This window comes from Falsihalocynthiibacter sp. S25ZX9, from assembly GCF_041205405.1.
GTDB classification, from domain to species: domain Bacteria; phylum Pseudomonadota; class Alphaproteobacteria; order Rhodobacterales; family Rhodobacteraceae; genus Falsihalocynthiibacter; species Falsihalocynthiibacter arcticus.
Window position 1 is genome coordinate 71,107 of sequence record NZ_JBGFCD010000002.1, and the last position, 12,830, is coordinate 83,936.

The window sequence follows — 12,830 nt, forward strand, 5'->3', positions numbered from 1 at the left end:
CATGGGTGTTCTTGATGATCTCGCAGACGAACTCGCCCGTGACGCACTTGATGCGGGCGACAGGATGGGTCAAAACGAATACTATAGGGAAGTGGCGAAAGTTCTGAGTGAAAGCTCAGCGACGCTTGAAGAAACCTTCCTAACGTCGATCCGCATCCGCCTTGCGGAACGGCGTGGGCGAGCGTTTTTGACCGAATCCCTTTCGGATTTTGCCAAAGGGGCAAGAAAGGCCTAGTTCCTGATGAAGCACTCCTCGTCTCTTGCCCAACAGTTCGCTTTTCTCGAAGAAGCCGATCGCCTGAAAAATATCCTGCGGGCGACACCGATCCACGACGATTCCCGACCTGAGAATTCTGGTGAACACAGTTGGCACGTCGCCCTTTATGCTATGGTCCTTGCGGGTCACGCAGCCCCAGAAGTGCGCATCGATCGCGTCATCAAAATGCTACTTCTGCATGATCTGGTCGAAATTGATGCGGGCGACACCCCCATTCACGGGGATTTTGATGCCGCCGAGCAAGAGGCCAAGGAGAAGTTGGCCGCAGATCGAATTTTCGGCCTCTTACCCCCCGCTCAGGCGCTTGAATTCCGCGCGTTGTGGGATGAATTTGAAGCCGCCGAAACACCCGACGCAATCTTTGGGAAATCCATCGACCGTGTGCAACCGCTGGCGCTGAATATGGCATCCGGTGGCGGTTCATGGCGCGAATATAACGTCACTTTGGATCAAATCGACACACGCGTTGGCACAAAAGTCGCGCGCGGCGCGCCGACGGTTTGGACTTATATCCGCGCCCGCGTTGAACACTTCTTCGTCACTCAAGACTAGGATAGCGACTTAATGGTTTTCAAAGCTAGGGTCGCCGTTTGTTTTTGAAATATGTATACAATAGTATACACACTTTGACTTTCCCCAAATTTGAGCTACAAGCGGCACAAATCCGACTCACCTAACCAAGAGGCCTCCCATGACCAAAATCAAGGTGGAAAACCCCGTTGTCGAACTCGACGGCGACGAAATGACCCGCATAATTTGGCAATTCATCAAAGACAAGTTGATCCTGCCCTACCTCGATATTGATCTCAAATACTATGATTTGGGCATCATGTCGCGGGACGACACCAATGACCAAATCACGATCGACTCTGCCGAAGCGATCAAGAAATATGGCGTTGGCGTCAAATGCGCGACCATCACCCCCGACGAAGCGCGGGTTGAGGAATTTGGCCTGAAGGAAATGTGGCGCTCCCCCAACGGCACGATCCGCAACATTCTGGGTGGCGTTGTGTTTCGCCAACCGATCATTTGCAAAAACGTGCCGCGCCTTGTTCCCGGCTGGACAAAGCCCATCGTCATTGGCCGTCACGCATTTGGCGATCAGTACAAAGCCACCGATTTCCGCTTTCCGGGCAAAGGTAAACTGACGATGAAATTCGTCGGCGACGACGGCACTGTTATTGAACGCGACGTTTATGACGCGCCTGCCGCGGGTGTGGCCATGGGCATGTACAATCTTGACTCCTCAATCATAGATTTCGCCCGCGCATCGCTCAACTATGGTCTGCAACTGGGTTGGCCCGTGTATCTCTCGACGAAAAACACCATCCTCAAGGCCTATGACGGGCGCTTCCTCGACCTATTCCAACAGGTCTATGAGGAAGAATTCGAAGCGGATTTCAAAAAAGCAGGCATTTACTACGAGCACCGTTTGATCGACGACATGGTCGCCTGTGCGATGAAATGGAACGGCGGTTTTGTTTGGGCTTGTAAGAACTATGACGGCGACGTGCAGTCCGACACCGTGGCGCAAGGCTTTGGCTCGCTCGGCCTAATGGCTAGCAAGTTAATGACGCCTGATGGCAAAATCGTCGAAGCAGAAGCGGCCCACGGCACAGTGACACGTCACTTCCGTCAGCACGAAAAGGGCGAAGCAACATCAACCAATTCCATCGCGTCGATCTACGCATGGACGGGTGGTTTGAAACACCGCGCCAAGCTCGATGACAATGCACAGCTGATGGCCTTCGCGGAAACGCTTGAGAAAGTGGTCATAGACACCGTTGAAAGCGGCCACATGACCAAAGATCTCGCCCTGCTTGTCGGACCAAACCAAAGCTGGCTCACAACAATGGGCTTCCTTGAGAAAGTTGACGCGAACCTGCAAGCCGCCCTTTAGGCTTCCAGCTTTATTGCACTTGCGCCCCCGCTTGCGCGGGGGTACTCGTTCCACATCATTATTTCGCAATAATCCGCCGCGTATTTTGCCACCTTTCGCTTTAGGGGTGGCCTTTTGACGCAAGGCGGGTTACGTCGCGCGCAACTCATCTTTAAAGGCAGGCTCCAATGGAACTTCGCAATATCGCGATTATCGCACACGTTGACCACGGCAAGACCACTTTGGTGGACGAGCTTCTAAAACAATCCGGTACTTACCGCGAAAACCAAGCGACGTCTGAACGCGCGATGGATTCCAACGACCTTGAGCGCGAACGCGGGATCACCATCCTTGCCAAAGCAACCTCTGTTGAATGGCGCGGCACACGGATCAACATCGTTGACACCCCTGGCCACGCCGATTTCGGCGGCGAAGTTGAGCGCATTCTGTCAATGGTTGACGGCGTTGTTTTGCTTGTGGATGCGGCTGAAGGCCCTATGCCACAAACGAAATTCGTTCTCTCCAAAGCGCTCGCTCTTGGCCTTAAGCCAATCGTTGTTGTGAACAAAGTCGACAAGCCCGATGGCGAACCTGACCGCGCCCTTGACGAAGTTTTCGACCTGTTTGGCTCGCTTGATGCGACCGACGCGCAACTCGATTTCCCGCATTTGTATGCCTCTGGCCGTGCCGGCTGGTGTGACAAATCCCTCGACGGTCCGCGCAAAGACCTTTCCGCTCTGTTCGACAAAATCGTTGAGCATGTCGAAGCTCCCGCACAACAAGCCAATGCAGGCCTCGCCTTCTCGATGCTGGCAACAACATTGGGTGCCGACCCTTTCCTTGGCCGTATTCTTACGGGCCGCGTGGAAACAGGTACGCTTAAAACCGGCGACGCAATTGTTGCGCTTTCCGGCGATGGCACAAAAATCGAACAATTCCGCGCAACCAAGATCCTTGCGTTCCGTGGCCTTGGCCAACAGCCCATCGACGAAGCTGTCGCAGGCGACATCGTTTCCATCGCAGGCATGAGCAAAGCCACCGTGGCCGATACATTGTGTGATGCGTCCGTTACGGTTGCGATCCCTGCCCAGCCGATTGATCCCCCAACGATCACTGTAACCTTTGGCATCAACGACAGCCCGCTTGCTGGTCGCGATGGTAAAAAAGTTCAGTCCCGCGTCATTCGCGACCGTCTGATGAAAGAAGCCGAAAGCAATGTTGCGATTAAAGTAACCGACACTCCAGGCGGCGACGCTTTCGAAGTCGCCGGTCGTGGCGAATTGCAAATGGGTGTCCTCATCGAGAACATGCGTCGCGAAGGCTTTGAGCTTTCAATCTCGCGCCCACAGGTTTTGTTCAATGACATCGACGGCGTTCGTAATGAGCCCATCGAAGAAGTCACAATCGACGTGGACGACGAATACTCCGGTGCTGTGATTGAAAAAATCACGGGCGTGCGTAAGGGTGAAATGACCGACATGCGCCAAACAAACGGGAAAACACGCATTATTGCGCTTGTTCCTGCGCGTGGCCTGATCGGTTACCACGGCGAATTCCTCACGGATACTCGTGGTACTGGCGTTATGAACCGCGTGTTCCACAGCTGGGCACCGCACAAAGGCGCCATCCCAGGTCGTCGTGCTGGTGTGTTGATTTCGATGGAAAACGGATCGTCTGTTCCCTACGCGCTTTACAACCTCGAAGATCGCGGAAAATTCTTCATCGGCTCTCAGGAAGAAGTCTATGTCGGTATGATTATCGGCGAGCACACCCGTGAAAACGATCTGGAAGTGAACCCGCTCAAAGGGAAAAAACTTTCAAACGTTCGTGCCAGCGGAACCGACGAAGCGGTGCGTTTGACCACGCCTGTGCGCATGTCTTTGGAAGAAGCGATTGCCTATATCGACAACGACGAACTGGTTGAAGTTACACCTAGCTCCGTCCGTATGCGCAAACGCCACCTTGACCCCCACGAGCGCAAGCGTCACGCGCGCACGAATTAAGCCAAACAAAAACGCGCGCAAACATCTGTTTGCGCGCGTGATAATTTCACATGAGCCGCGCTTAATGCGCGGCTTTTGCGTTTTTAGGTTACTCGGTGGTTTCTACGATCACCAAATCGCGCTCGCTTGCATTGCGTGCATGGCTCAGCGCTTCTTGATAGGCTGCGGAATGATAGCAATCATGCGCGGCTTGCAGGCTTGGAAATTTCGCCACTACATTGCGCGAGCGATCATTGCCCTCAAGCTGTTCATAAGCCCCGCCGCGCGCAATAAAATGCCCGCCGTGGTCCGCAATCGCAGGCCCTGCAAGAGCCGCATATTTACCGTAAGCAACGTCATCCGTTACCTTCACATGTGCGATCCAAAGAGCACCCATTTTATCCTCCAATTACGGCTTCTGCCGCTTTAATTGCTGCGTCCGACTGCGAAACATCGCTGCCGCCGCCCTGTGCCATCGCGGGGCGCCCACCGCCCCCCTTACCGCCGAGATGCGCCACGGCAGCCTGTACCAAATTCACGGCGGAAATCTTGTCTGTCAAATCATCGGTAACGCCCGCGGCGACCGCCGCTTTGCCATCCACATCCGCGATCAACAAAACCACACCCGATCCAATCTGCGCTTTGTACTGCGCAACCAAATCGGGCAGGTCTTTGCCGCTGACGCCTGACAGAACCTGCGCAAGGAAAGCAACGCCGTTAACGTCCCGCGCTTCTGCGGCCTCGCCCGCACCTGCCATCGCCAACTCGCGACGCAATTGCGCCACTTCGTTTTGCAAGGATTTGCGCTCGTCCATCAAAGCTTTCACACGGTCAGGGACCTGTGCTGGTTGCGCCTTGAGCATCCCCGTCAGAGCGCCAAGATGCTGAGTTTGCTCGCGAATGTGGGCCAACGCACCCTCGCCCGTAAGAGCTTCAATCCGACGCACACCCGACGAAGACGCCCCGTCAGACAGCAAGATAAACGCACCGATATCGCCCGTACGCTTCACATGTGTCCCGCCACAAAGCTCAAGAGAATAGGTATTTCCCGAAAGTCCCTTTTTGGATCCTGCGGCAACGCCCATCGAAACAACGCGGACTTCATCGCCATATTTCTCGCCAAACAGCGCCTGAGCGCCAAGGGCGCGCGCATCATCTGGCGTCATAATCCGTGTGTCCACAGGCGTGTTTTGACGGATATAGGCATTTACCTCGGCACTCACCTGTTCAAGATCTTCGGCCTCAAGCGCTTTGCCGTGGCTGAAATCAAACCGCAAACGATCATCTGCATTTAACGATCCACGCTGCGCCACGTGGTCACCAAGACGCGCGCGAAGGGCTTCGTGCAGCAGGTGTGTCGCAGAGTGATTGGCCCGAATGGACGCACGGCGCGCGTGGTCAACCTGAAGTTCCGCCCCTTGCCCTGTGGAAATCTCGCCCTCAGAAACGGTTGCGGAATGAACAAACAAGCTGCCAATTTTACGCGTGTCGGTGATCTTGGCCGCGCCAGTGCCCGTTTTCAAAAGCCCCGTATCGCCAATTTGGCCACCACTTTCCGCGTAAAACGGTGTTTGGTTCACCACAACCTGAACTTTGCCCCCTTTGGATGCCGCATTTTGTGCGGCTCCTTCAGAAACGATCGCGAGGATTTGCCCCTCAGCGACCTCGGTGTCATAGCCCAAGAACTCGGTGCTGCCATGGGCATCCGCAAGTTCGAACCAAATCGCAGCGTCTGCGGTTTCGCCCGACCCCGACCAAGCGGCGCGGGCCATTGTTTTCTGGTTTTCCATGGCCTTTTCAAAGCCCTCGATGGCAACCGAGCGGCCTTTTTCCCGCAAAGCATCCTGAGTCAGATCGAGCGGAAATCCATAGGTATCATACAATTTAAAGGCGGATTCACCGGAAAGGTCTTCCCCTTCTGCAAGCCCTGAAATCTCATTGTCCAAGAGCTTTAGTCCGCGATCAAGCGTTTGCCGGAACCGTTGTTCCTCAAGCTTCAAGGTCTCTTCGATCATCGCTTGGCCTTGCGACAATTCAGGGTACGCGCCGCCCATTTGGCTCACCAAAGCCGGAACGAGCTGGTGCATAACCGGATCTTTAGCCCCCAGAAGATGCGCGTGGCGCATCGCCCGACGCATGATGCGTCGCAACACATACCCGCGCCCTTCGTTGCTCGGCATAACACCCTCAGCAATCAAAAAGGACGTTGAGCGAAGGTGGTCAGCAATGACGCGGTGGTGCACGTTCTTATCACCATAGGGCGCCTGCCCCGTCACACTTGCCGAAGCTTCGATAAGCGTTTTGAACAAATCTGTATCGTAATTATCGTGGCTGCCCTGAAGCAAGGCTGCAATCCGTTCAAGCCCCATACCCGTATCAATCGAAGGTTTGGGCAAGTTCAAACGGTCGCCGTTTTCCTGCTGCTCGAACTGCATGAAAACGATGTTCCAAATTTCAATAAAACGATCGCCGTCTTCTTCTGGTGAACCGGGAGGGCCACCCCAAATGTGATCGCCGTGATCGTAGAAAATTTCCGTACACGGTCCACAAGGGCCTGTGGCGCCCATCGACCAAAAGTTATCGTCCGTCGGGATGCGGATAATGCGATCATCCAACAGGCCCGCATATTTCTTCCAAATATTCGCGGCCTCATCATCCGTGTGATAAACCGTAACGAGGAGTTTATCCTTGTCGATCCCGAACTCTTTGGTCAGCAAATCCCACGCGAAGGGAATGGCTTCTTCCTTGAAATAATCGCCGAAACTAAAGTTCCCGAGCATTTCAAAAAACGTGTGATGGCGCGCAGTATAACCAACATTGTCGAGGTCATTATGTTTGCCGCCAGCGCGCACACATTTTTGGCTCGAGGTGGCGCGGGAGTAGTCGCGTTTTTCAACGCCTGTGAACACATTCTTAAATTGAACCATACCCGCATTTGTAAACATAAGCGTGGGATCATTGCGCGGAACCAAGGACGAGCTGTCAACAACCGCGTGACCGTTGCCCTTGAAATAATCGAGATAAGTGGATCGGATATCATTTAAGCTCGGCATGGCACGCTCTTTCAGACAGATTTTTCATGGTTTCCTTGGTTTAACTGTGCACCCGCGCCCTGTCCATACGAAGAAAGGCCCACTGAACGTTCAGCGGGCCTTTTACTTCAATTTTTAGACGATTTAGGCTTCGAGAATATCTTCACTGTCATTGGTCTTCTTTTCACCGAAATCCAAACCGTGAGCCGCTCGAATTTTATCTTCGATTTCAAGGGCAATCACAGGATTATCGGCAAGGAATGCCTTGGCGTTTTCGCGGCCTTGACCGACACGCTCGTCGCCGTAGCTAAACCATGAGCCAGACTTGTCGACGACACCCGCTGCGACACCAAGATCTAGCAACTCACCTGTCTTGGAAATCCCCTCACCAAACATGATATCAAACTCAACTTGCTTAAAGGGCGGTGCCACCTTGTTCTTCACGACTTTCACGCGGGTCGAATTGCCAACAATTTCATCGCGGTCTTTCACGGATCCAGTCCGGCGAATATCCAAACGCACTGAGCTATAGAATTTGAGCGCGTTACCGCCAGAAGTCGTCTCAGGGCTGCCAAACATAACGCCAATTTTCATACGTATCTGATTAATGAAAATGACCATGCAATTGCTGCGCGAAATCGATCCCGTTAATTTTCGCATCGCTTGACTCATGAGGCGGGCTTGAACACCAACCGAACTATCCCCCATGTCGCCTTCAAGCTCGGATTTGGGTGTTAACGCGGCAACGGAATCTACTACGACCATACTAACCGCGCCAGAACGCACCAGAGTGTCAACAATTTCAAGGGCTTGTTCACCGGTATCAGGTTGAGATATCAGCAACTCATCAATATCGACCCCCAAACGCTTTGCATAGACTGGATCAAGTGCATGCTCTGCATCGACAAAAGCACAGACCCCTCCGGTTTTTTGCCGTTCCGCCACGCAATGCAATGTCAGTGTCGTCTTCCCGGAACTCTCTGGACCGTAAATTTCAATGATCCGCCCCATTGGCAAACCGCCAATGCCAAGGGCAATATCCAGACCAAGGGATCCTGTAGAAGACGCCTCGATTTCTGCAATTGCCCCAGCGCCTAATTTCATAATTGCGCCCTTGCCAAATTGACGCTCGATTTGCGCGAGCGCTGCATCCAGCGCCTTTTGCTTGTCTTGAGATTTTTTATCGCTCATTTTTGAAAGCTCTGCCGTTGCCATGTTTTCCAGTCCCTTATTTCACACCCCGTCACGGGCAGCAATCATCAACAATGTTCGCCTCTTGTTCTCTTATGAGATCAAAGTGAGAACATTTCAATACAAATTTACTGGAACCACTATTTATTTAATTTCTTAAGGAGTAGTTTACGAGAAAGAATGAGAGAAAAGGATGGGTCTAAATGCTTGTTTTCTGGAAACAAAAACTTGTTTTCTTGGCAGTCCCCAAGACGGGAACTTCTGCGATAGAAGTGGCGTTAGGGCCAATTGCGGATATGAGAATCACCAACCCGCCGATGTTCAAACACATGCCACTCGTCCGATTTAATACGTATATCAAGCCGTTTATACTTGAAAATTTTGATGTAGAGATTGAAACCGTCGCGGTTGTTCGCAATCCGATTGACTGGCTTGGGAGTTGGTATCGGTACCGTAGCCGCCCAGATTTAGCCGGTAGCCCCAATAGTTCCGCCGGAATTAGTTTTGACACCTTTGTCGAAGGCTACTTGAAAAATAGAAAACCAGCCCATTCGAACGTTGGATCGCAGGCCATTTTTGTTTCCCGCCATAACGGGCCGATTGGTGTGACGCATCTATTCCAATATGAGCAATTGGACAAACTAATTGAATTCCTTGAAGCCCGTCTAAACATCAGTATCTCGCTCGCGCGTACGAATCAATCTCCAGAAGGCAGTGCGGTACTCTCCTCCGAAATGGAGGAGAGGCTACGAAGAAAGCGAGCAGAAGAGTTTGCTGTTTGGGAGGTTGCAAGGCGTTAAATGAGTTGATTTTGAACCGTCGACGTCAAATCGTTTAGCGAAAAAGGTTTGGGAAGGAACACTGAATTGGGTATTTGCCGTTGATTGTCGGAAAAATCCTCCTCAGAATACCCTGAAACAAAAACGACTTTAACACCTGGGCGGTCTTTTAGCGCAATTTTCACCCAACTCGGACCGTCCATACCAGGCATAATCACATCGGTCACAAAGATATCAACAGTTAATTCTTTGTCCTCCAAGGTTTTCAGAGCCGATTCCGCATCTTCAGCTTCGAGCACAGTGTAGCCTCGAAGACGCAACGCCCTTGAGGCAAACGCTCGAACGGGGGCTTCGTCCTCAACAAGGAGCACAACGCCTTCACCCGTTTTGGATACATAGCTTTGATCCCTTATTATTGGGGCAACTGGCTGCTCGACGGGACCGTCAAATGCTGGGAAGTAGAGTGTGAACGAGGTTCCGCTTCCAACCACGCTATCTACAAAAATAAACCCACCCGACTGTTTCACAATCCCGTAGGCTGTGGAAAGCCCAAGCCCCGTCCCTTCTCCCGTTCGTTTCGTTGTGAAGAAGGGTTCAAAAATTTTAGGCAACCTATCGGCGGGTATTCCGACCCCTTCATCGCTAACACGAACGATGACATAATCTCCTGGTGGAACAACGGCCCGATCTCTCTCAAGGGGGACGCGTAGCGTGCGACTTTGCGTCTCAACACGAATTTCACCACCATCAGGCATCGCGTCTCGCGCGTTTACAACAAGGTTCATAAGCACCTGCTCAAGCTGTCTTTTGTCCGCACGAATTGTTTGAAGATCTGGATCATGTGTTACAGATAAAACGACCTTCTCTCCTACAAGGCGGTTTAAAAGATGCGCAAGGTCAGAAAGCGTGTCACTCAGATCGATCGTCTCTGGACTTAGATTTTGTTTGCGCGAAAATGCCAAAAGCTGCCCAACCAACGATGCTGCTCGATTGGCATTCTGGTTGATTTGAACCAGATCAGCGAAATCGGAATCTCCTTGGTCATGTCGCAGCAGCAACAGGTCGCAGTGTCCTGAAATCGCGGTGAGGAGATTGTTGAAATCATGTGCTACTCCGCCTGCGAGCTGTCCAATCGCCTGCATCTTTTGGCTTTGCACAAACTGTGCCTCAAGTGTTTTGAGTTCCGTCGCATCATTGAGAACTGCCACAAGAAGGGGAACACCGTCTTGAATCACACGACTTAATGTCACTTGAAGGAAAACCTCTTTGTCGGGATTTCTGGCTTTTAGAAACTCCGTATTGTTCATTCCCCGCCCCTGTGCGGCTTCCGACAACCAATCGACGATTGAGCGCCCCAAACCCTCCATAAGATCAGAAAGAGGGGTGCGCTCAGGAATGTCACTTGCCAATAAATCTCGCGACTTTTTATTCGCCGCCACAACCAAGCCATCCGACGTAATTTTCATCAAGGGAACAGGGATATCGTCGAAAAACGGCCAATCTCCTGTCACGAGGTCATTCGATTGGTTACGCGGCAAGATATAAATCTCTCTACGACCTCCGGTGCTTTCAAGCTCCGCAACAACAGCCCGCATTGGGCCCTCTCGGGTGGTAATTTCGTTTTCCATACCGCTTCGAACTGGCAAAGAATTGAAAATTCGATCCAAAGTTTTTACACGCTCCCCCACCAGTCGACGAAAGGATTCGTTCATAAATAATACGGTTCCTGACCTGCTCGCCGTTAGCATAGGTAAACTCATACCTTCGGCGCCGCCTCTCGAGCCAGATTGGTCAGCGAGTTCGTCCAAGCGCCACACATAGAAATCCGGCCCAGATAGATGTACGGAAATACGGACATGCCCCCGTCGCGTCACGATATCATCGCGCGCTGAGCCAAGGGCGAGCGCTTTATTTTGCAGGCGAAAGACGACCGACGATGGGTTTGCAAACAGATCGCCAAAACAGCTTGCGAGGGATCTGCCTGTACAGAAGCTAAACCGTTCATTCGCCGCTATATTTTGATACTCAATCTCCCCGTCTGGGCCAGTAAGAAAGCTTGGCGAGGGTTCGTTGCGGACAACTTTCGCCACGGCTTTTACGCTTCTGGCACGCCGGCGTGCGGAGCGCATTGTATTCGCATGCAGCAGCAACGCCATAAATGCCAAAGTCAAACCCGCAGCAAGAAAGGCGATCCCGAGTTTAGGTGCAGGAACAACAAACCCCAACACCACGAGCACACCAGATCCAATAAGAATCGGAACCATTCGCATCGACAGAAGGGACGCCGATTTTTGTGCTGTGGCGGGCGACAGCGCATTCTCTGACACAAGGAACTCCCAAATTCGATTCGACTTGATGCAGCATCAAGCACGATTGGTTAAGCTTGCATTAATAAATGGCTGCCCCATACAAATTTGTGAACAATCACCACAAAAAAATTGCGTTATTGCGAAATTGCGCCCCCGTTCAGGCCCTTTTCAAGATAGCAACAAAGAACCCATCTCCGCCAGCCAAGGGGGTCAACCGCTCTTGGGACATACATCTCCAATCGGAATTCGCCACCAAAAACGCCTCGACCTGGGCCTCATTCTCGGCGCGTAACAGAGAGCATGTCAAAAACGCGAGGACACCGCCTTTAGCAACGTACTCTTTTGTTTTAGCAAGGATTTCCGCTTGAATACTCGTCAATTCATCAAGGCGTTCCTGCGTGAGTGCCCATTTGCCCTCTGGCGCACGCCGCCACGCGCCAGACCCCGAGCAGGGCACGTCGCACACGACAACGTCGTAGGGGGCGTTTTGCGCAACCTCGACAGTTTCCAGAACCGTGACCTCAACCCCTGCGCGCTCAGCCCGAACGGGGATATCGCGCATACGAAGATGGGAGATATCATGGGCAAAGAGGGAGACCGCGCCCTTGGGCATCCGCGCCGCAAGGGCGAGGGATTTTCCACCGCCCCCAGCACAATAGTCCAATATACGTGCGCCGTTTTTGAGGGGAATTTGGTCTGTGACGAATTGCGAAGCCGCGTCTTGAAGTTCAACATAGCCCTCTGCGAAAACCTTGGAATTCTGTACACGACGTGGATTTTTCGTCACCAGCAAGGCAGAGGGGGACAAGTCGTGCGCCTTTGCCACGATCTCTTCAGCGGCCAAAGCCGCAATCGCTGCGTCGCGTGTGGTCGCTTGCAAATTCACCCGCAAAAACACAGGGGCGCGGGATTGAAGCAGCGTCAGGACAGGTGCGAAGTCTTCGCCTAAATCCGCTTGCAATTGAGGCGCGAGCCATTCGGGAACGTCGAGTGCATCGTGATCCTGTGGCGCGTGACCTTCGGCCAATTCCTCCTCGGAGAGGGGTTTGGGCGCGTAACCTTCGCCGGTAAATACATCCTGCGGATCAAGGCCTTGCGCACGAAATAGCCCCGTTAGAATTGCGCGGCCAGTTTGCTCCCCGCCCCAGACGGAAAATGACTGTTTGCAACGCAAGGCTTCAAACACAAGATCGCGCACTGCCACGCGATCCTTAGACCCCGCATAGCGATTTGAGCGCGCCCAAGTCGTCAGTTGTTTTTCCGCAGGGTCCCCCGCCAAAACGGCATCCAAAATCTCAATCGCAGAAGCGACGCGTGCACCAGGTGTCATTTTGGTATCCTTTTAGGCGGCCCCTTTTGGGCGTATGTTTTGAAGGGCGCA

Annotated in this window: 10 protein-coding genes; 5 read left to right on the top strand and 5 right to left on the bottom strand. The window is 52.7% G+C overall.

Annotated features, from left to right (window positions below; translation table 11 throughout):
- Position 1 precedes the first annotated feature (1 nt).
- From AB9F29_RS02435 to typA, 4 genes are all read left to right on the top strand, one after another.
- Positions 2-235 (top strand): hypothetical protein, encoded by a 234-nt coding sequence (locus tag AB9F29_RS02435; protein WP_039000810.1) that lies wholly within the window; start codon positions 2-4, stop codon positions 233-235.
- Positions 236-241: 6 nt separating this feature from the next.
- A complete protein-coding gene (locus tag AB9F29_RS02440) occupies positions 242-829 on the top strand; it encodes an HD family hydrolase (protein ID WP_369754465.1) in 588 nt (195 codons plus the stop codon).
- Positions 830-968: 139 nt separating this feature from the next.
- Positions 969-2,177, top strand: coding sequence for an NADP-dependent isocitrate dehydrogenase (locus AB9F29_RS02445; protein ID WP_369754466.1), 1,209 nt, complete (start codon positions 969-971; stop codon positions 2,175-2,177).
- Between the two features lie 167 nt (positions 2,178-2,344).
- Positions 2,345-4,159: a translational GTPase TypA gene (typA, locus tag AB9F29_RS02450; protein WP_039000814.1), complete on the top strand. Its 1,815-nt coding sequence runs from the start codon at positions 2,345-2,347 to the stop codon at positions 4,157-4,159.
- 88 nt (positions 4,160-4,247) lie between these two features.
- Here typA and AB9F29_RS02455 read toward each other — a convergent pair whose 3' ends face one another.
- The 3 genes from AB9F29_RS02455 to recA all read right to left on the bottom strand — a co-directional run bounded on the left by AB9F29_RS02455 (position 4,248) and on the right by recA (position 8,385).
- Positions 4,248-4,535: a DUF1330 domain-containing protein gene (locus AB9F29_RS02455; RefSeq protein WP_335584470.1), complete on the bottom strand. Its 288-nt coding sequence runs from the start codon at positions 4,533-4,535 to the stop codon at positions 4,248-4,250.
- 1 nt (position 4,536) lies between these two features.
- Positions 4,537-7,191 (bottom strand): alanine--tRNA ligase, encoded by a 2,655-nt coding sequence (gene alaS / locus AB9F29_RS02460; RefSeq protein ID WP_369754467.1) that lies wholly within the window; start codon positions 7,189-7,191, stop codon positions 4,537-4,539.
- A gap of 123 nt (positions 7,192-7,314) precedes the next feature.
- Entirely contained in the window at positions 7,315-8,385 is a 1,071-nt protein-coding gene (gene recA, locus AB9F29_RS02465) for a recombinase RecA (protein ID WP_335584468.1), read from the bottom strand.
- A 179-nt stretch (positions 8,386-8,564) separates the two neighbouring features.
- Between recA and AB9F29_RS02470 the strand changes: the two genes are divergently transcribed.
- Complete coding sequence (locus tag AB9F29_RS02470; RefSeq protein ID WP_335584467.1) at positions 8,565-9,161, top strand: gamma-glutamyl kinase; 597 nt, start codon at positions 8,565-8,567, stop codon at positions 9,159-9,161.
- On the opposite strand, the gene AB9F29_RS02475 is transcribed toward AB9F29_RS02470, so the two are convergent.
- Together AB9F29_RS02475 and AB9F29_RS02480 are read right to left on the bottom strand one after the other, a co-directional pair.
- Complete coding sequence (locus AB9F29_RS02475) at positions 9,158-11,410, bottom strand: ATP-binding protein (RefSeq protein ID WP_369754690.1); 2,253 nt, start codon at positions 11,408-11,410, stop codon at positions 9,158-9,160. The genes AB9F29_RS02470 and AB9F29_RS02475 overlap by 4 nt on opposite strands.
- Before the next feature lie 196 nt (positions 11,411-11,606).
- Entirely contained in the window at positions 11,607-12,779 is a 1,173-nt protein-coding gene (locus AB9F29_RS02480) for an RsmB/NOP family class I SAM-dependent RNA methyltransferase (RefSeq protein WP_369754468.1), read from the bottom strand.
- Positions 12,780-12,830 lie beyond the last annotated feature (51 nt).